Here is a 19,461-nt window from a genome sequence, read left to right as displayed (position 1 = left end):
GTCAAGCGCGCCGCGACCGCCACTCCAGTACAGCGCCCGAGAGTGCCAAACCCCCAGCACAGCAAGCAGCGACCGTCACCACCTGAGTAGCCGACGAGTGCAGCCAAGTCGTCACCAGCACCGCCTCCACCACCACCGTCGCCCACATCAGCACGGTCACCCGCCGGTCCCCGGCGGCGAGGCGCGAGAACAGCAGGATCTGGACCAGCGCGAGCATCGAGCCGGCGAGGGCGAACGGCCAGACCGGCATGGTGCTGGCGGCGTAGCCGGGGCCGCCGATGAACGACAGCAGGCGTGGCCCGAAGCCAAGGGATACGGCCAGGACGACGGCGTCGAGAGCGGCGCAGACGGCGAGGGCGGCGGGAAGGATGCGGCGCCGGTCGTCGCCGTTCGCGAATCGGGGGAGTACCAGGACTCCGACAGCTTGGGGGAGCCAGTAGGCGATTTTCGTGACGATCGCGCCGAGCGCGTACTCGCCCGCTTCGTTCGCGGGGAGAGTATGACGTGCCAGTACCAGGTCGAGGTTCACCAGCAGGACCAGTGCCAGCATCGCCTGCGCCGCGTGCAGGACGTCGCCCGCGTGCCATCCCGCTTTCCGCGGCCGCTGCCGTCCACAGAGGAGCCAGCCGCAGAAGATCACCAGGTACGAGCCGATCGCCGTCCCGGCCAGCGCGCCGGTGGCGTCGCCGCCGAGCACGAGTCCGATCAGCGAGCCGCCGACCTTGCCCGCGCCTTCGAGCGCCATGAGCCCGGCCAGCCGCGCGAACCGGCCGCTGCCCTGCAACAGGCCGTGGAAGAGGCCGAGCAGGGTCAGCGGGCCGAGGGTGACGGCGAGCAGCAGCGCGGGCACCACGGAGTCCAGGTGCAGCACGAAGACCAGCACCGGCGCCAGTAGCAGGCCGATGGCCGCGACGATGGCGCTCGTGGTGAGGCCGAGTGCCAGTAGCGTCCCGCTGTCTTGCGGTTTGCGTGCGACGCGCAGCGCGACGACGGTCTGCAGGCCCATCGCGGGTACGACGCCGATCACCAGTACCGCCAGCAGCGAACTCAGCTCGCCGAACGCGCTCGGCGCGAGAAGGCGGGCGGCGACGATGCTCAGGGCGTAGGCGCCGGCGTTGTTGCCCGCCAGCACGAGCGAGACGAGGATCGCCGCGACACGCTTGTCGGTGGGGGCCTGGTCGCCCTCGACGTCTACGCTCAAGAGCGCTCCTATTACCGGCGAGTAATCGAGCGACCATAACCGCGATCGAGGCGGAAAGGAAAGGCCGTTGGGCGCACGTGGCGAACGTCTGGTCCTGGCCGCGGTGTCGGCGGGGCTGGCGTTGCTGGTGTTCCTGCCGGTGCTCGGCCGCGGCTTCGTCCTGAGCTACGACATGGTGTTCGCCCCGCGTCCGTCCCTGGTCCCGGATGCGCTCGGGCTCGGTTCCGCGCTGCCGCGTTCGGTCCCCGCCGACGCCGTGATCGCGCTCGCGACCGCGGTGGTTCCCGGTGACATCGTCCAGAAAATCGTTCTGTTCCTCGCACTCTTCGGAGCGGCATACGGCGCAGCGCGGCTGGTTCCGACGGAGCAACTCGGTACGCGGATCGTCGCCGCCACCGGTTACGCGTGGACGGCCTATTTCGCGGAGCGGCTGTTCATCGGGCATTGGCCGCTGCTGCTCACCTACGCCTGCCTCCCGTGGATCGTGCGTGCCGCGCTTTCCCTGCGCGCGAGCGAGCCGCGAGCGCTCGCGCGTCTGGTGCTCGCCTGCGCCCCCGCGGTGCTCACGCCACCCGGCGGAGTGCTGGCCGCGCTCACCGCGATCGTCCTGGCCGGACCGCGAAAACTCGGCCATACCCTCGGTATCGCCGTCGTGCTCAACCTGCCGTGGCTCGTGCCGACACTTCTGCACGAAGGCGGCTCGCTGTCCGACCCCGCCGGGGTGGCCGCGTTCAGCGCCCGCGCGGAAAGCTGGGGCCCGGCGGTCCTGAGTGTGCTCGGGCTCGGCGGTATCTGGAACGGCGACGTCGTCCCCGGCAGCCGGGGCGCGCCGATGGCCCCGGTGCTGATTCTGGTCACGGTCGCCGTCGCCATGGCCGGACTCCGTCCCCTGGCACGAAGGTGGGGGACACCGCCCGCGAGGGCGTTGCTGTCGCTGGGAGTTCTCGGTGTCGTGCTCGCCGCGCTGGCGACGCTGCCGTTCGGCGAACCCGTGCTGTCCTGGGCGATGGGTCACGTTCCCGGCGCGGGATTGCTGCGGGACGCACAGAAATGGGTCGCATGGTGGGCACTTCCCGTCGCGCTCGGGTTCGCGCTCGCGGTCGAAGCTGCGGCCTCACGTTTGCGGACCGGCTCGGCGCGGGTGGCGCTCGTCGCGGCCGCCGCGCTCTTTCCCTTGCTCACCATGCCCGACCTCGCCTGGGGCGGCTGGGGAAAGATCGAGGCCGTTCGCTACCCGGAGGATTGGAACGCCGTCCACCGCGTGCTCGCGGACGACGACCGGCCCGGCGACGTCGTTGCGCTGCCGCTGTCGACGTTTCGCAGTTTCGCCTGGAACGGCCACCGGACACAGCTGGACCCGGCACCGCGGGCACTGCCGGAAGCCGTCCTCGTCGACGACACGTTGCGAGTCGGCGACGAGGAGGTCTCCGGCGAAGATTCCAGAATGGACCGTGTCCGCGCCGCGAAGTCGTCCGAAGACCTGTCAGCGGCGGGAATCGGCTGGGTCTTGGTCGAACACGGGACACCGGGAAAGGTCGATCCGCGGTTGCTGACCGGCGCGGAACCGGTGTGGTCCGGTGACTGGCTCACGCTTTACCGCACTCCCGGTGAACCTGTCGTGACCGAGAAGCGATCACCGATCCCCGTGCTGCTGGCAAACGGAGTAGCGCTGCTATCGATCGCCGCCGCACTGTTGTGCCTTAAGTTACCGGTGCGTACATTGAGCCGACGCAGGAATTCCCTGCTGCGGAAGGAGTAGGTCTTGGGCACCCTCATCGGCGCGGCCGCCGCCGTCATCATCGGGCTCGCAACGGCCGCGGGCGGGAGTTACGCGCTGACGAACTCCGCCGACCCGGACGCCGCACCCCAGGTGCAGGCGAAGATCAAGGAGCAGTTCAACCCGAACACGGGACCCGAGCACGTCATTTACGGCAACCGCTGAGCCGGTGTCCCAGCTCGCCTCCGACCACGCGCATCGCGTCGTCGGGCTCTATGGCGACCCCACCGTTTCCTGGAGCATTCTCCTGGAAGCGAAGCTTTCTTCGGTACTGTCACCGGAAAAGGCGCGGATGCGGGTGGCGGCCGCGGTCGAGGAGCGGCCGTGGCTCGGGGCCGCTCCCGACATCGAAGCCGTTCCCGGGAAAGAACTTCCGGCGACTCGCGACCGTTTCGCCGAGGCGCCCTACGAACGCGGCGCGCCGTTGCTCCGCGTCGCTGTCGGCACTGACGAACCCGTCGTGCTGATCGCCGCGCACCACGGCGCGCTCGACGGTCTCGGCCTGCTCGCCGTCCTCGGCCTGGCCCTCGACGCCCCGATCTCGTCCGCCGCCAAAGGGATCGGCACGCGGACGGCGGATCGGTCCTTTCTCACGTCGGCCTTTCAACGGCTCGCTGAAGCACTTTTCGCGCCTCCTGCGAGGATCGCGCCGGAACGGGCCGAAAGTGGCCAAGGGGACGTGTTCAGCGCCAGGAATCTTCCGCGCTCGCGGCTCGGGTCGTCGGCTTTCGCGGCGGCCGCCGCCAACCTGACCGAGGCATGGAACGCCAGGCACGGCAAGAAAACCGCGCGAGTGGTCGCGGCGGTGGGTGCCTCCTGGCGAGGCGGCGCCGCGCCTGAACCCGAGCACGACAGTGCGTTCTTCCGCTTGCGGCTCGGCCGGAAGCCGGTCGCGGCCGACGTGGGCGCGCTACTGGCCTCGCAGCCTCCTGAGCCCGATTTTCCCGCGCGCAGCAGCAGGATCGCCCGGCTGGGTACCCGCCTGCTCGCGAGCAGGCTCGGTTCCACCTACCTGGTTTCCAACCTCGGCCTCGTCTCGGCGGCGGACGCGGTCGCCTCGATCGCGTTCTATCCCGCCGCCAGCGGCCGCTCAGGCGTGGCGTTCGGCGCGGCGACCGTCGGGGGTACGAGCACCGTCACCGTGCGCGCACGCCGCAAGGACTTCGACGACGCCGCCGTGGCCGGGCTGGCCGACGGGATCGTGGAAGCCTTGCGGCGTCAGGACCCTGGGATGGGGGATGGCCACCCCGGCCACGTCGCGCACGAGTGATGCGAACCGGTTCACGCTGTGGTCCCAGTCGAACAGTCCCGACCAGGTGACGCCCGCCTTGCCCATCTCGCTCCGGCGTGACCGGTCGGCGAGCAGACCTTCCACCTGTGCGGTGAAGTCGTCGAAATCCTCGGCGAGCAGCCCGGTCTTGCCCTCCACAATGGACTCGGCCACCCCGCCGGCCGCCCGGTAGGCCACCGACGGCACGCCGTGCGCGGCGGCCTCCATGATGACGATTCCCCAGCCCTCCTTGACCGACGGGCACAGGTGCAGCCAGGACCGTTCCAGGATCTCGTGTTTCTCGCCCTCGTCCACCCAGCCGTGTAAACGGACCCGGTCCTCGACCCCGCGGTCGCGGGCGTGCTCGCGCAGGACTTCCTCCCACGGCCCCTGTCCGACCACTTCGAGCCGAAGGGTCGGCCAGCGCCGCGCCAGTTCGGCGACGACGTCGATCGCGTGCTCGATCCGCTTGTGCGGCACCAGCCTGCTGACCGCGACCAGCGTCGGCTCGGCCGCCCGGACGGCCCTCACCGACGGGGGAGTGTCCAAACCGTTGGGCACCACGGTGATCCGTGACCCTTCGATGCCGAGGCCGGCCAGTTCGCCCTTGGTGATCTCGGAAACGGTGACGTAGCGGCAGTGTCGGAACAGCCACGGCGCCAGCCGGGACTCGATCCACCAGCCGATCCGGCCCAGTGTCTCGCCGAGCGCGCTGATCCATTGTTCACGGTGGACGTGGTGCACCAGCACGAGAACCGGGCAGCCCGCCACCAGCCTGGCGAAGAACGGCATCCCGTTCTGCACGTCGACGACGAGGTCGGCGTGCGCCTTCCGGATCGCCCGGAGTGCGTGGACGTAGACGCCGAACTTGTTGCCCCGGCGGCGATAACGGACACCGTCGCGCCATTCGCCAGCGTTCGCGCCAGGATAGGCCGCGCACTGGATTTCGACCCGGTACCCGGCCTTGGCGAGTCCCTCGGCCATCCGCTCGACGTAACGCTCCGAGCCGCCGCCTTCCGGATGCCCGGTGTCGCGCCAGTTGACGAGCAGCACACGTGGCCGTTCCATCGTGGTTCTCCCAACCTGTTAGCGACAATGCTAGGTTACCGGTGCGTACACGGTAGATGAATCATTCCCGGAAAGCGATGGTTCGATGGTCGGTAATCGGTCGGTGACTCCTGCAACGATGCCTCATCGCGCCACTTTGCGCAGATCGGTGACGTTGTTCCGTACTTTTCTCACCGAGCAGACGGATCCGGACGGCTTCTACTCGGTGCTCGCCGAGGACTCCGTCCGTCAATTGGCCCAGCACACTCCGTTGAACGACCGGACCATCGTCGACGTCGGCGGTGGGCCCGGCTATTTCTCCGACGCGTTCCGCGCCGCCGGCGCCACCTATCTCGGCATAGATCCCGACGTCGGAGAGCTGACGGCACGGGGAGAGGCCGGGGAGAACATGGTCCGCGGCAGTGGGACGAAACTGCCGGTGCGCACCGGGTCCGTGGACGTCTGCTATTCGTCGAACGTCCTCGAACACGTTTCCGAACCGGACGTCATGCTGGCCGAGATGTGCCGGGTGACCAAACCCGGCGGGACGATTTTCGCCTCGTTCACGCCGTGGTATTCACCGTGGGGTGGCCACGAGACGGCGCCGTGGCATTTCCTCGGTGGTTCCTACGCCCGGCGGCGCTATCTCGAAAAGAACGGGAAGGAGCCGAAGAACAAATTCGGCGAGAGCCTTTTCGCCTTTTCGGTCGGCGCGGCCATCCGGTGGGGGAAGGCCACGCCACTCGCCGATCTCCAGGAGGTGTATCCGCGTTACCACCCCTCCTGGGCCGCCTGGATCGTGCGGGTTCCCGGCGTCCGGGAGGTCGCGTCCTGGAACCTGGTTATGGTGCTGCGCAAGCGCTGATCGCCAGTGCTAGTGCCGCGAGGGCGTGGGGCGGCGCTTCACCAGCAGGAAGACGCCGAGCGCGAGGAAGGCCGCGCCGCCGATCCCGAGCACGATCGGCCCGGTACTCCCGATGAAGTCCAGCTTGCCCTTGTTCTCGCCGACCTGTTTGACCATCGCGTCGACGGTCGCGTCGGTGAAGGTCAGCTTGCCGTCGAAGACGACCGTGGGGGTGGGAGTCGCGGCGGAGCGCAGTTCCTGGTGCGACCGCTGCTCCTGCTTGACCTGGATCCCGGTCACCGGCTCGATCCAGCTGGTGATGGTGCCCTGGTAGAACTGGCCCGCCTCGACCGAATCGCCGGTGGTGCCGATGAGTGAGCCCGGCACCTTCTTCGTCGAGATCTTCGTGTCGGGGATCTCCTGGACGAACTTGTAGACCTCGACGCCCTTGATGTCTTCGACACCCTTGAACCGGGCCTGGACCGCGCGGCCGGTGTTGTCGTCGTAGACCTGGTAGTCCTTCTGCTCGGTACCGAAGGGGAACTTGAAGTTCAGGCCGGGCTGCGGCTTGTACTCCTGGATCTCCTTGGGCTTTTCGCCAGCCTTCTCGGGCTTCTCCTCGAGCTTGGTGACGAAGCTGCTCTTGTCCGAGCACTTCGCCTCCTGGTCACCACCCGGCGGCACGTAGCCTTCCGCGGTGCGGCGGTCGAAGCAGACCTGCCGTTTGCTCGCGTTGACCACGGTCTGGTCGCTGGTGTCGACGACCGAGACGGCCAGGAGCCAGACGGCGACGTCCGTGCCCTCCTGCATCTCCGGCGGCGCGAAGTTCGCCACCACGCGGGCGGTCGCCTTCAGCTTGGCGTCGTCGCGGATCTCCGTGACGGTCTTGCCGTTCTCGGTCTTCACGGCGAGAACCTTGGACGCGGTGCCTTCGAGGACCGACGTCGATTCCTGGTTCAGCGGCACTTTGGCGAGTTCGGGTTTCACATAGGTCGGCAGCAGCACCGCGCCGGCGATGGCGAACACCCCTAGTGCCAAGAAGATCAGGCTCAACGCACGTCGCAACGGTCCTCCTGGTGAAACCACGGAACATCCACATTACCCATCGGTAATCAGTCGCCAGATAGTGGCTCGCGCGCCGGTCAGCGTCAAAGGTGTGACCGACGGTCACAGGTACACCGTGGGGCCGGAAGGCCGTACGGGTGCCGCCATTCGGCCCAGGCGGCCAAACATGTTTGTTCCCGGGAACAACGTGAGCCGGACCACCATCGGACGACTTCCAGTGCGTGGAAAGGACTTCTGTGCCGCAAGACCCGAACGATCCCCGCTCGCTGGACATCGGCGCGTACTCGGACTCCATCACCGACGTCGAACTCCGCGACGCGGTCGCGGACGTCGCCGCGTTGCTTTCGTTGCACGGCAACGTGATCCGTGATCTTGACGCCAGGAGGTCACGGTGGCGTCCAGGGCGGCGGTCGCCACATCCGGACATCGTCCTGTCCGCCGCCGGACGCCGTCCACAGTGGACGAGGTCCGCGAACCCCGAGGTGTCCCTCCCGGTCGCCACCACCTCGCGCGGCCGGACGCTCGCCGTGCGGCTCACCGCCCGTCCCGGTCTCGGGCACACGCTGCTGGACCTCGCGAGGATCATCGACGCCGACATGGCCCCGTGATCGGGTGGAGCTAGCGTCCTGAGTCCGAAGCTCGCGTCGTGAATTGGTACTGCAATATGATGCGTCGCGAAAGCCACTTTCGGGACGTCAGATGTCGCGAAAGTGGCTTTCGCGACACGTGATGGGCGGCTGGGCGCGCGGTACACCGAACAGCGTGACACGACACCGGAATCCGAGCACGAACTCAAGTCGCCAACCAACGAACCGCCACACTAGGGTTTGTCGTCCGCCAGGCGGACAGCCTCCAAAGCGACGTACAGTTCGCCGACGTCGACCGGGTCGGACAGGTCGCGCCTGGTCAGTTCTTGCACCCGGCGCAGGCGGTACCGGACCGTGTTCGGGTGGACGAACAGCCGGTCCGCGGCCTCCTTGGCCGAGCCGTGCCCGGCGAACCACGCGACCAGCGTGTCGAGAAGGACCTGCCGTTCGGCCTTGGGCAGCACCAGGATCCCGGTGAGTACCGAGCGCACGACGTCCCGTGACATCGCGGGCGCGCTCGCGACCAGGGTGGTGACGGGGGAGTCGCCGAAGACGGCCACACCGGTGGTGCCGGTGGACAGTGAACGGCGGGCGATCCGGGCCCGGTGCACCGCGTCCGGTACTTCGAGGAATCCGTTGAACGGCCTGCTCATCCCCACCGCGAGCGGCAGGGTGCCCAGGACGTCACGCAGGCGCCGGACGTCCTCGACCCGGTCGATCACGACCAGTCCGATCTCGGCGCCCGGCCGCCAGGCCGACTTCCAGCGTCGCGCCCGCAGCAGCGCCTCGACGCCGGGACGTTCCTTCGGCTCGACGGCTTCGGTCACGACGGCGACGAACGTGCCCGCCGCCGGGAGATCGAGTTCCTTCGCGGCGTTCTCGAGTTCCGCCTGTGTGGCGAAGCGACCCTGCAACAGGCCGTCGAGCAGGGCGAGCTTCTCGTGCGAGAGTTCGGCGGCGACCTCGCTGTACGCGGTGGTCAGCGCGTCGGAGTAGAGGTCGATGGTCTTCCACACGTTGGAGTTGATCTCCACCGTGCGCGCGGGGTTGATGAAGCCGGGCCCGGCCAGTTCCAACAGGCGCTCGTAGACGAAGATCCCGCCGATCCGGAACGCGCGGAGCACCGACGGCAGCGGGATACCCTGCCTGGCCTGCGCCAGCCCGGTCTTGCGGGCCGCGTCGAGCGGCAGCCCCCGCCCCTCGACCAGCGCGGTCAGCGCCCGTTCGAGATTGGCCCGGCAGACCTGGCGTAACTCGTCCGGGGCGGTGCTGTCGACCTGGTGATAGAACTCGTCCTCGTCGCTGAGCAGCTGGGCGAGGCGATCGCTGAACTCGGGCAGCCGGGTGAGCATCGCCTGCATGAGCACACGCTGCTCCCGGGGTGCGGGAGTAGCGAGAGCGTCGGTGCCCATCCGTCAACTCTAACCCGGGTGCGTGGCCGCTTTTTATCACGATGCGACGAAAGGGCGGTTTCCGGTGCTGAGCGCGTCTGACAAGAAGGAAACGCCGCCGGACGAGGACGCGAGCGTCCGGCGGCGCTTCCCCGTGGTTCGAATGATCAGTGGTTGATCTTGAACCACGGCTGTGACCAGCCGAGATAGGTGTAGTTCCACTTGCTCTTGATCTGCGCGATGGTGGTCTCGGTGAAGCTGCCGGGGCCGTTGATGTCGTTCGACAGGAACTTGCCGCCGCCGATGGAGAACATCGCGTGCCCGGTACCGCCGTTGCTGAAGAAGGCGAGCCCGCCCGCGGGTACCTGGGTGTCGCCGGGGTGCTTGAACGAACCGGGGATCTGCGTCCAGTGGACGTAGGCCGTTTCCGAACCGCTCGCGGTCCAGCCGTAGGCCCACGCGTTGATCCGGTCGCACCAGCGGTAGTAGTCCGGGTCGTTGTGGGTGTGCACGTGCGCCTTCGCCCACGCGATGGCTTCGGCGCAGGTCCTCGGGTTGCCGGTGCCGGCGGTGGAACAGGAGAGGGTGCTTCCGGCGCAGTCCGGCGCGACCCGGCCGTCCGAACCGGTGTAGACGTAGGCGTCGCTGATGTAGCCGCCCTTCGACGGCACGTAGTCCCAGATGTCGGTGGTGCCGTACTTCCCGGTCACCGTCGAGCCGTTCGTCTGGCAGTCGATCGTGACGGCGGTGCCGCTCGCGACCGTGCCGACCGCACTGCCGCCCGTGCTCGGGGTCGACCGGACGGTCACGGCGACGCCGGAGTCGGTGTTCACCGTGCCCGTCGCCGCCAGCGCCTCGCCCGCGCCGCCGAGCATGATCGCCCCGGCCAGCGCGATCGTCGCCATGGAGCCTCTGGCGATCCTCGATCGGATCTTCATCTCTGTCCTCCAGTGTTTCCCCAGATAGGGGGACAGGATGCACGACGCTCGTACAAGTGGTGTACAAGAAACGATCGTCCGAAGTGGACGGTTCTATACCGGCACGAGCTCGGGTTCGGCGGCCTTGTCGATGGCCGGGACTTCGGTCGCGTAACGGGCGTTCCGCTCGGTGAGCAGGGCACGCAACCGCGCCAGTGCGCGGAACTGGGCCGCGCGGACCGCTCCGGCGCTCGGCAGGCCGAGCCGTTCGGCCGTCTCTTCGGCCGAAAGGCCGAACACGAACCGGAGGGCGAGCACCTGCCGGTGCGGCATCGGCAACCTGGCCAGCAGGACCCCGGCTTGCATCCGGTGCTCCAGCCGTTCGAGGTCGTCCGGGTCGCGGCGGGTCCAGAGGGTCAGGCCGTCGCCGATCTCCGGGACGCAGGCGACCGGTTCTCGGGCGCGGCGGCGGTAGAGGTCGGCCACCTTGTGCCCGGCGATCCCGAGGACGAACGCGAGAAACCGGTCCGGGCGGTACCGGTAGCGAGGCAAGGCGATCAGGACCGCCTGCAACACCTCCTGCGCGCAGTCCTGGGCGTCGCAGGCACCCGTTCCGGTGCTCCCGAGCCGGCCGGCGCAGTAGCGGAACACGTGCGGGGAAAGGAAACGGGCCAGTTCCCGCACCGCGTCCGGATCACCCGCCACGGCCGCCCGGACCAGCCTGCTGTCGGGGTTGGGCAGCCGCCCCGCCGTCGCGGCGGCACGGGAGTCCGCGGGTACCGTCGATGGCGCTACCTCGTCCAAGTCAGCACTCCTGGTTCGGGAAACTTTCCGCCAAGGTGCGCCCGTCATCGGGGACTGGGACTTCGTGCGCGGTTGTCCAGCTTGCCGTGCCGCGCAAGGGATGTCCACACGTAGGGCGGGAAGTCATCCGAACCGCTCAATGTCTACTGTGGACGATGAGGCTGCGACCCCTTGAGGCAGGACAGCACCGGGGGATAGGCGGTGGTGTCGGTGCTGAGGAGATCCGACGTCCAGACCAGGCAGTGCGCGAGCACCCGGATCCGCTGGTCGAGGTCGGCGTTCTCGCAGGCCGCGCCGATCTGGTCGGCGCAGGTGGCCCGGTCGTCGCGGACGCTGGCGGCGATGGCGCGGACGATCGCGGCCACTCCCGGATCGAGCTTGTCGGGCCGGACCGTCGCGCCCGCGGGATCCCGCAGGCGCAGCGTGAACGGTTCACCGATCCGCAGCGAACGACGGCGATCCTTGGCGGCCAAGGAGAAGGTGTCGACCAGTCGTCCGACGACGTCGCCGAGTGCCGGTCCCTGCCGTCCGGATGAGGCGATGGACACCAATGCGGTGGCGAGCCGGTCAGCCTCGCCCGATCTGGTGAGTGAAAGGAGATCGCGGGCGACCGTGTGCGCGCGTCTGGGACTGGGTTTCATGTCGGGCCCCTCGATTGGTCGTGCCGTCAACCGATACCCCGCAGGGGGAGGGCTAAACCCGAATGGGTGGCGGATTGGGTCGAATGGGGGTGCGGATTGTGCCATTCGACCCGAAGGGCCTAGCGCGCCAGCAGTTCTCGCAGTGCCTTCACCACCTCCGACGGTGATTCCTCGGCCATGAAGTGGCCCGTGGTGACCGTCCGGTGGTCCAGATCCGCCGCCCACGTCTGCCAGAGCGCGACGGCGTCGTAGCCGAGCGCGGCACCCCAGTCCTGCTGGAGCACGGTGAGCGGCATGGCGAGCTGGTTACCCGCTTCACGATCCGCCGTGTCGTGTTCGACGTCGATGCCCGCCGACGCGCGGTAGTCGGCGACGATCGAGGTCACCGCGTTCCGTGACGCCTCCAGGTACGCGGCCCGGACGTCGGCGGGGATCGCGTCGCCGCGCTGCGTCCACGCGTCGAGGAAGTGCCCGAAGAACGCGTCCGGCGCGGCGCCGATCAGCTGTTCGGGCAGCCCCGGCGGCTGGGCCATCAGGTAGAGGTGGAAGGCGACCGCGGCGGTGGTGCCGTGCAGCACGTCCCACATGTCGAGGGTCGGCAGCACGTCGAGGATCGCGAGGTGGCTCACCTTGTCCGGATGGTCGAGCCCGGCCCGCAGGGCCACCAGCGCGCCCCGGTCGTGCCCGGCGAGGGCGAACCGGTCGTGGCCGAACGCATTCGCGACGGCGACGACGTCGGCCGCCATCGTGCGCTTCGAGTAGGTCTCGCCGGTGTCGGCGGGCTTGTCGCTCGCGCCGTATCCTCGCAGGTCAGGGCAGAGGACGGTGTGGTCCGCCGCCAGGTCCGCGGCCACGTGCCGCCACATGAGGTGGGTCTCGGGGAAACCGTGCAGCAGCACGATCGGGCTGCCGGCCCCGGCGACGGCGACGTCGAGTGTCACGCCGTCGGCCACGGGCACGCGCTGGTAGTCGAATCCGGTGATGCGCATGGGTACCTTCCTGGTCGTTCGCTGTCACGGCCAGCGTCCCCGGCCCGAATCAGCACCCGGTCAGCGACGACCGAGCGGCCGGGGCACGATGATCACCGTCGGTGAGCCAGGAGGTGGCGATGCGGTTCGGGGTGCTCGGCCCGCTCGTGGCCGGGGACGCGCGGGGTGACGTCGGGCTCAAGGGCCCGCGGCACCGCGCGGTGCTGGCAAGGCTGCTGATCGCGCGCGGCCGGGTCGTGCCGGTGGAACGCCTGGTCGACGACCTGTGGGAGCGTCCGCCGGAGGGCGCGGTCGGCGCCGTCCAGACGTTCGTCGGTGCCTTGCGCCGCGCACTGGAGCCGGACCGCGCGCCCCGTGAGCCCGCGCGGCTGCTCGTCACGGTCGCCCGCGGCTACGCTCTCCGCGCGGACTCCGTCGACGCCTGGGACTTCGAGGCCGCCGTCACCGCCGCCCGCGAGCTGATCGACGCCCGACGGGCGGACGCCGCACTGTCGCAAGTGGACACCGCGCTCGCGCTGTGGCGCGGGCCCGCCTACGCCGAGTTCGCCGAGGAGGGCTGGGCGCGTGGCGAGATCTCCCGGCTGACCGAACTCCGGCTGCTGGCAGGGGAACTCCGCGCCGAAGCCCTCCTCGTACTCGGGCGAGCGGCCGAGGCGATCCCCGATCTCGAACCGCAGGTGCGCGAATACCCGTTGCGGGAGAACGGTTCCCGGCTGCTGGCGCTGTCGCTCTACCGCTCCGGGCGGCAGGGTGACGCGCTGGCGGTGTTGCGGACCACGCGCAAGCTGCTCGCCGACGAACTCGGCGTCGATCCGGGTGCAGGCCTGCGTGACCTGGAGGCCGACATCCTGGCGCAGGCACCCCGGCTGGAGCCGTCCGTGCCCAAGACCGCCGAGCGGCCACTGGTCGGCCGCGACGCGGAGCTGACCCGGCTGACGGAGGCCGTCTCCAGAGGTCGGTCGCGATTGGTGCTCGTCTCGGGCGACGCCGGGGTGGGGAAGACCGCGCTCGTCGAGGCGTTCTCCGCCCGGCTCGCCGCGCAGGGCTGGACCACGGCCTGGGGCGGCAATCCCGACGACGAGGGCTTGCCGCCCGCCTACGCGTGGAGCCGGATCCTGGCCTCGCTCGCCGACGCCGGATACGGGACCCCGCCGCCGGCGGACCCGGTCACCAAAGACCCGGTGGCCGCGCGCTGGCGATGGCATCAGGCGGTCGCGTCCTATCTGACCGGCGCCGAGCCTCTCCTGCTCGTCCTCGACGACCTGCACTGGGCAGGTGAGGAGACGTTGGCGTTGCTGACCTCGGTGCTCGCCGAGCCGGTGCTGATCGTCGCGACCTATCGCGGCACCGACCCGTCCTCGCGCCTGACGGACTTCCTCGGCCGGGCGGCTCGCGCCGAACCGGTGCGCGTCTACCTCGGCGGCCTGCCCGAGACCGCGGTCGCCGACTTGGTCCGCGCCACGACCGGGCAGGAGATCGACGCGGAAACCGCCGGGGTGATCCTTCGGCGCAGCGGCGGGAACGCCTTCTTCGTCCGCGAACTCGCCCGGCTGCTGGCCGCCGAGGGCCCGGCCGCGCTGGACACGGTGCCGCCGGGCGTCCGTGACGTCGTCCGGCATCGGGTGGAGGCGCTCCCGGACGAGGCTCGCGGAGTCGTGCGCCGGGCCGCGGTGATCGGCACCGACGTCGACCTGGGCCTGCTCGAAGCCCTGGCGGGGGAAACCGCGCTCGACGCGGTCGAAATCGCGGTCCGGCACGGATTCCTGACCGAGCGGGCGCCGCACCGGTTCCGGTTCGCGCACGCTCTCGTGCGGGATACGCTCTACCACGATCTCTCTCGTTCGCGGCGTGCCCGCGAGCACGGCAGGATCGCCGAAACGCTGGAAAGCCTGCGCCCGGACGACGTCGACGCGCTGGCGCACCATTTCGTGCTGTCCGAGGAGCGCGCCGACCGGGCCGCGCACTATGCGCGAGCGGCCGCGGAAAAGGCGGAAAGCCGTTTCGCCCCAGCAGAAGCAGCGAGACTCTGGGACGCCGCGATCACCGCGTACGACCGGTCCGGCGCTTCGGACGCGGAGACGCGGCTGGAGCTGATCATGGGCAAGGCCCGCGCGTCGGCCGTGTCCGGCGGCCTCGGCGAAGCCCGGCGGCATCGGGCCGAAGCGCTGGAACTGGCGGAAAAACTGGACGAGCCGCTCCTGACCGCGCGGGTGATCGGCGCCTTCGACGTCCCCGCCGTCTGGACCGAAAGCGACGACCCGGAACTGGCCTCCCGGATCGCGGACGCCGTCGAACGGACCCTTGCCGCGCTGCCCGCCGAACGGACCGCCGAGCGATGCCGCCTGCTGGCCACGCTCGCCGTCGAACTGCGGAACGCGGGTGGGCGGCGGGCGCGCGACGCGGCACGGGAAGCCGAGGCACTCGCACGACGGCTCGACGACCCCGCGTTGCTGGCGTTCGCGCTCAACGCCCGGTTTCTGCACTCCTTCGACCGGGCGGGGCTGGCACCCCAGCGAGCCGAGATCGGCGCGGAACTGGTCGACCTCGCGTCGCGGCACCGGCTGGTGACGTTCGAGATCCTCGGACACCTGGTGCTCATGCAGGCGAGGAGCGCGCTCGCGGATTTCGCGGCGGCGGACCGGCACGCCGCGTCAGCGGACGAACTCGGGGAGAAGTACGGCTCTCCGCTCGTCGAAGTCTTCACCCGGTGGTATCGCGCGACGCGGACCGCGATGAGCGGCTCGGGCGGGGAAGCCGCCTATCGCGCCGCGGCGGCGGGGCTCGCCGGAACGGCCATGTCCGGAGTGGGCAACGGAATCCTGGCTCTCGCCTTGCACTGCGACCGGATCCAGCGGGGCTTGCCGCCGGACGCGGGCGAAACACGTTACGGCGCTTACGAAAGCTGGTGCCGCCCGGTACTCCCGATTCCGGACTCGCCCCGGGATCTGTTGTATGAGGCCCGCACCTGCCTGCACGCCGTCGTCGCGATCGAACACGGCGACCGGCCGGTGATGGAACGCCTCTACGCCGACCTTCTGCCCGCCGACGGCGAGATCGCCGGGGCGGGGAGCGGAATGGTCACCCTCCGCCCGGTCGCCCACTACCTCGGTGATCTCGCCACTGCTCTAGGTCGTCAGGAAGCGGCCGCCGCGCATTACCGGCAGTCGCACGCGATCGCGGTGAAGGCCGGTTCACCGCACTGGGCGGGCTAGCTCACTGCTCCCGCATCGCGCGGCGGATCTCGGCCAGCTTGTCCTTGGCGGCCTTGTCGCGGTCGGCGATCTTCTTGTCCAGCGAGGCCACGTCCTCCTTGCCGCCGAGGCCGGCGAGTTCGGTCGAGCCCAGCGAGGTCGTGTACCGCTGCTCGATCCGGTCCCGAACGTGGTCGAACGAGGGCACCCCGGACTCGCTGTAGTCCGGGTCCGGAACCTCGACCGGAGGGGTCGGGGCCTCTTCGACGATCTCGGCGTCGAGGATTTCCGGCTTCTTCTCCGGACTGTTCTCACTCATGGTCACTCCGTCCTTGCCGCCAGGGTACGGCTTCGGTCATCAAACCGAGCATGCCCGAGACCAGGCGCATCTGCTCGACCGTGCGGATGTCGGCCTCGACCAGCCTCGGCGAGCAGACCACGATGGCGAGCGCCTGCGCCCGCGAGAGGGCCACGTTGAGCCGGTTGCGGGAGAGCAGGAAGTCCAGGCCACGCGGCAGGTCGATCGCCGACGACGAGGTCATCGTGGTGATCACCACCGGCGCCTCCTGCCCCTGGAACCGGTCCACGGTGCCCACCCGCACGCCGGGATGCCCGGCCTGGTCCAGGGCGCGGGCCACGACGCGGGCCTGCAAGTTGTACGGCGCCACGACCAGGATGTCCTCGTCGCCGAGCGGCCGGGGCTCACCGTGGTCGGTCCAGGCGCGGCCGTGGAGATCGGCCACGAGGGCGGTGACCGCCTCGGCCTCCTCGACCGAACGCGTCGTGTTGCCGTGATGGTCGACTTCGGCCAGGTACAGGCCCGCTTCGACGCCGTCGATCGTCCGCTCGGCCGCCGAGGGATGCGAGTGCAGGCGGCCCGCGTAGGACAGCCGCGAGACCGGCGCGCACACGGCCGGATGCATCCGGCGGGTCTCGTCGAGGAAGTAGCCGAGTTCGGCCGGGATGATGTCGGCCTCGCCGATCAGATGCCCCAGCGCGGACGCCTCGGCGCCCGCGGGATGCGTGCCCTGCACGACCTGCGGCAACTGCTGTGGATCGCCCAGCAGCAGGAGGTTCTTGGCGCACATCGACACCGCGAGCGCGTCGGCGAGGGCGAACTGGCCCGCCTCGTCGATGATCAGCAGGTCGAACGGCTCCTCGCGGATCGCGGCGTTCGCGAACGTCCACGCGGTCCCGCCGACCAGATGGCCGGTGTCGTGCTCCTCTCGCCATTTCACCAGCGCGGGATTGGTCTTCGGCTGCTCCCACGGCGCGGCCGGATCCGGGGTCCGCTTGGCGCGTTTGGCGCACGGCAGGTCCGGCGCGTTCTTCAGCGCGGCCGACAGCACGTTCTCCACGGCCTTGTGACTGGTCGAGGTGACGGCGATCGTCTTGCCCGCGCGTACGAGCTTCGCGATCAGCCTGCCGGCCAGGTAGGTCTTGCCCGCGCCGGGCGGACCTTGGACGGCCAGCGCGGAACCGTCCAGCTTCTCGACCGCGTCGATCACGGTGTTCACCAGGTCGGTGCCCGGTTCGGGCAGGGTCTGGTCGTCGCGCAGCCGGGGCGTCGTGCGCCGGAGCAGGTCGACACCGGGATGAGCGGGCAGCGTCGGCAGCGCGTCGACGACCAGGCGGGCGAGGTCCGCGACCGCGTCGTCCTTGGGGGAGGGCCGGACCGGGCTGCCGGGCAACACGGCGACCGGCCGGTCGGCGGTGGTCTCGTCGGGCGGGCAGCTTTCCTCGAGGGTCAGTTCGACGGCGGTGGCCGAGACGACCTTGGCGTCCCGCGCCGCGGCCCCGTAGCGCAGGCGGACGTCGTCGCCGGGGGCGAAGGGATGTGGCCGGTCCGGGTCGCAGCGGAGCATCAGCGACCGCTTCGCCTTGCGGACCCGGCCCGAAGGCGGCACCCATTCCCCGGCCTCCATGGCCACCGGGACGGCGCACGCGTTGTCGGTCTCCAGATCGCCCAGCGGGGCGGCGAGCTGGCGGAAGTACTCCCACCACGCCGGATTCGTCTCGCGGCGGTGGTAGCCGACGGAAGCGGCCAGCAGTGCGCGGGCGCGGTCCTCGCCGGTGAACTCGGCCGGATCGTCGGGCAGCCCGTCCAGCAGCGGATCGACCAGCGCGGCCAGCTGCGCGGCGCGTTCCGCGCGTTTCTGCGCCGCGACGTCCTCTTCGGTCTCGCGGAGCAGAGCGTCCACATCGGACTCTTCCAGCGGCTCGGCGAGCGCGATCCCTTCCTCCGCGCGGATCTTGTGGAGGAACTCGAACAGCCGCAGCGTGGAGACGCAGTCGTATTCGTTGTAGTCGCTGATCCCGCGCAGCACTTCGTCCGCGTGCTCGGTCTCGCCGGAGGCGGTGAGCGTCAGGTATTCCTCGTAGGCCTCGATGCTCGAAACCGCCGTCTTCACGTCGCCGTCGCGGGCTTCGGGCATGTAGAGCGGTTCGAGGTACTTGATGGAATACGACCGCTGCGAGACCCGGAGTGCCTTACGCACCACGGCATACAGATCGACGAGTCCGCCGCTGCGCAGCAGGTGGTCGACGGCGTCCTCGCGGGTCCCGTGCACCGCGGCGAGCCGCTTGATCGCGGTGACCTCGTACGGCGCGTAGTGGTAGACGTGCGAACCGGGATGTTCCGCGAGCCTCGCGGTGGCGAAGTCGACGAACTCCTCGAAGGCTCGCTTCTCCTGCGACCGGTTGTGCGCCCAGAACGGCGTGAACTGCGTGGTCTCTTCGGCGGTCACCGCGCCGAAGAGGTATTCGAGCCCCTCACCTGCCAGCGCGTACGGATCGCCTTCCATGTCGAAGAAGACATCACCGGGTGCGGGCGGCGGCAGTTCCGCCAGCGCGCCGGGATCGATGATCTCGTAGGCGATCTCACCGGTGGCGTCCTGGCGGACCTGGATCGCGGCCTGCGCGCGCAAGGTGGTGAACGAGGTCACCGAGATGTCGCGCGGCCGGTCTTCCGGTGTCGCCTCCGCGAGCGTGTCGATGGTGTCCAGTCCGGCGGCGACGAGTTTGCGCCGCTGGTCACCGCGCATCCCCGCCACCAGCGAAAGATCGCGATCGGCCTCGCGGGCGCTCGCGCAGTGCGAGGCGTAGGAGCAGCCACCGCAAGCGGGCCGTTCGTCGGCCCACAGCGGGACCGGCAGGGTGGGCGGCCGGTTCCGCAGGCGGGCGCGGAGCCGGTCCACCAGCGGGAGGAAGTCGTCGACGCGGAACGAGCGGGTGCTGTGATCGCCGAGCAGCAGGTGCATTCGCGGGCCACTGGGCCAGCCCGCCCGGCGCAGCGCGTCGGCGTACGCGGTCAACTGGACCACCGCGGCGGGCTTCGCGTGCCTGGCCAGCTTCGTGTCGTACACCTCGTAGCGGCCTTCGTCGTCCCGCATCAGGAAGTCGGCCCTGCCGGAGAACTCGCCGTCGTGGAAGACAGCCTGGTAGATCACCGGAGCACCGGCCCGTAGCGCCTCCTCGGTGGCCTTCGCGGCGACGACCGGGTCGCGTTCGTCGATCTCGACGACGGTGCTCTTCTCGCCGCGCAGCTTGTCCAAAGTCGCGGCCTCGTGCGCGCGCCCATGGGTGACCGCCAGCTGATCCGGCCCGGAGCCCGGCCGCGGCGCCCCGGGGAGATCGGCGGCCAGCGCCTGGTTCAGGACGCTGCGGTGCTCGCATTCGAGCAGGTCGGCGAGATCGGACGGGGTGTACATCGCCCGGGAGTCTGACATGGACTCCCT

At 69.8% G+C, this 19,461-nt stretch carries 15 protein-coding genes; 5 read left to right on the top strand and 10 right to left on the bottom strand.

The window, feature by feature from the left end; all coding sequences use genetic code 11:
• Window position 1: 1 nt before the first annotated feature.
• The gene (locus ACLARN_RS31210; RefSeq protein ID WP_409495052.1) at window positions 2–1,201 is read right to left on the bottom strand and encodes a lipopolysaccharide biosynthesis protein; all 1,200 of its coding nucleotides are present in this window, start codon (window positions 1,199–1,201) and stop codon (window positions 2–4) included.
• 67 nt (window positions 1,202–1,268) lie between these two features.
• Here ACLARN_RS31210 and ACLARN_RS31205 point away from each other — a divergent pair, with 67 nt between their 5' ends.
• Together ACLARN_RS31205 and ACLARN_RS31200 are read left to right on the top strand one after the other, a co-directional pair.
• Window positions 1,269–2,960 (top strand): hypothetical protein, encoded by a 1,692-nt coding sequence (locus tag ACLARN_RS31205; protein ID WP_409495051.1) that lies wholly within the window; start codon window positions 1,269–1,271, stop codon window positions 2,958–2,960.
• A 3-nt stretch (window positions 2,961–2,963) separates the two neighbouring features.
• On the top strand, window positions 2,964–3,143 hold the full coding sequence (locus ACLARN_RS31200) for a hypothetical protein (protein WP_409495050.1): 180 nt from the start codon (window positions 2,964–2,966) through the stop codon (window positions 3,141–3,143).
• Between the two features lie 925 nt (window positions 3,144–4,068).
• Here the strand turns inward: ACLARN_RS31200 and ACLARN_RS31195 are convergent.
• Window positions 4,069–5,301 carry a glycosyltransferase family 4 protein gene (locus ACLARN_RS31195; protein ID WP_409495113.1) on the bottom strand — a complete coding sequence of 411 codons (1,233 nt, stop codon included), beginning with the start codon at window positions 5,299–5,301 and terminating at the stop codon, window positions 4,069–4,071.
• Window positions 5,302–5,464: 163 nt separating this feature from the next.
• Here ACLARN_RS31195 and ACLARN_RS31190 point away from each other — a divergent pair, with 163 nt between their 5' ends.
• Entirely contained in the window at window positions 5,465–6,160 is a 696-nt protein-coding gene (locus ACLARN_RS31190) for a class I SAM-dependent methyltransferase (protein ID WP_409495112.1), read from the top strand.
• A 9-nt stretch (window positions 6,161–6,169) separates the two neighbouring features.
• Here the strand turns inward: ACLARN_RS31190 and ACLARN_RS31185 are convergent, their stop codons facing one another.
• Window positions 6,170–7,204, bottom strand: coding sequence for a DUF3068 domain-containing protein (locus ACLARN_RS31185; RefSeq protein ID WP_409495049.1), 1,035 nt, complete (start codon window positions 7,202–7,204; stop codon window positions 6,170–6,172).
• Between the two features lie 236 nt (window positions 7,205–7,440).
• On the opposite strand from ACLARN_RS31185, the gene ACLARN_RS31180 reads away from it, so the two are divergent.
• Entirely contained in the window at window positions 7,441–7,812 is a 372-nt protein-coding gene (locus ACLARN_RS31180) for a hypothetical protein (RefSeq protein WP_409495048.1), read from the top strand.
• A gap of 212 nt (window positions 7,813–8,024) precedes the next feature.
• Here the strand turns inward: ACLARN_RS31180 and ACLARN_RS31175 are convergent, their stop codons facing one another.
• The 5 genes from ACLARN_RS31175 to ACLARN_RS31155 form a co-directional block, all read right to left on the bottom strand.
• Window positions 8,025–9,203 carry a PucR family transcriptional regulator gene (locus tag ACLARN_RS31175; RefSeq protein ID WP_409495047.1) on the bottom strand — a complete coding sequence of 393 codons (1,179 nt, stop codon included), beginning with the start codon at window positions 9,201–9,203 and terminating at the stop codon, window positions 8,025–8,027.
• Window positions 9,204–9,349: 146 nt separating this feature from the next.
• A complete protein-coding gene (locus ACLARN_RS31170; protein ID WP_409495046.1) occupies window positions 9,350–10,120 on the bottom strand; it encodes a hypothetical protein in 771 nt (256 codons plus the stop codon).
• A gap of 93 nt (window positions 10,121–10,213) precedes the next feature.
• Entirely contained in the window at window positions 10,214–10,903 is a 690-nt protein-coding gene (locus ACLARN_RS31165) for a sigma-70 family RNA polymerase sigma factor (RefSeq protein WP_409495045.1), read from the bottom strand.
• Window positions 10,904–11,046: 143 nt separating this feature from the next.
• Entirely contained in the window at window positions 11,047–11,544 is a 498-nt protein-coding gene (locus tag ACLARN_RS31160) for a hypothetical protein (protein ID WP_409495044.1), read from the bottom strand.
• Window positions 11,545–11,663: 119 nt separating this feature from the next.
• Complete coding sequence (locus ACLARN_RS31155) at window positions 11,664–12,533, bottom strand: alpha/beta fold hydrolase (protein WP_409495043.1); 870 nt, start codon at window positions 12,531–12,533, stop codon at window positions 11,664–11,666.
• A 119-nt stretch (window positions 12,534–12,652) separates the two neighbouring features.
• On the opposite strand from ACLARN_RS31155, the gene ACLARN_RS31150 reads away from it, so the two are divergent.
• Window positions 12,653–15,745, top strand: coding sequence for a BTAD domain-containing putative transcriptional regulator (locus tag ACLARN_RS31150; protein ID WP_409495111.1), 3,093 nt, complete (start codon window positions 12,653–12,655; stop codon window positions 15,743–15,745).
• 1 nt (window position 15,746) lies between these two features.
• Here ACLARN_RS31150 and ACLARN_RS31145 read toward each other — a convergent pair whose 3' ends face one another.
• Together ACLARN_RS31145 and ACLARN_RS31140 are read right to left on the bottom strand one after the other, a co-directional pair.
• Window positions 15,747–16,043: a hypothetical protein gene (locus ACLARN_RS31145; RefSeq protein WP_409495042.1), complete on the bottom strand. Its 297-nt coding sequence runs from the start codon at window positions 16,041–16,043 to the stop codon at window positions 15,747–15,749.
• A complete protein-coding gene (locus ACLARN_RS31140) occupies window positions 16,036–19,434 on the bottom strand; it encodes a TM0106 family RecB-like putative nuclease (protein WP_409495110.1) in 3,399 nt (1,132 codons plus the stop codon). The genes ACLARN_RS31145 and ACLARN_RS31140 overlap by 8 nt, the downstream gene beginning before the upstream one ends.
• Window positions 19,435–19,461 lie beyond the last annotated feature (27 nt).

This window comes from Amycolatopsis sp. cmx-11-12 (genome assembly GCF_046269425.1).
Classification (GTDB): Bacteria; Actinomycetota; Actinomycetes; order Mycobacteriales; family Pseudonocardiaceae; genus Amycolatopsis.
The sequence above is the reverse complement of the archived record's forward strand: the minus strand, read 5'-3'. Positions and strand labels throughout refer to the sequence as shown.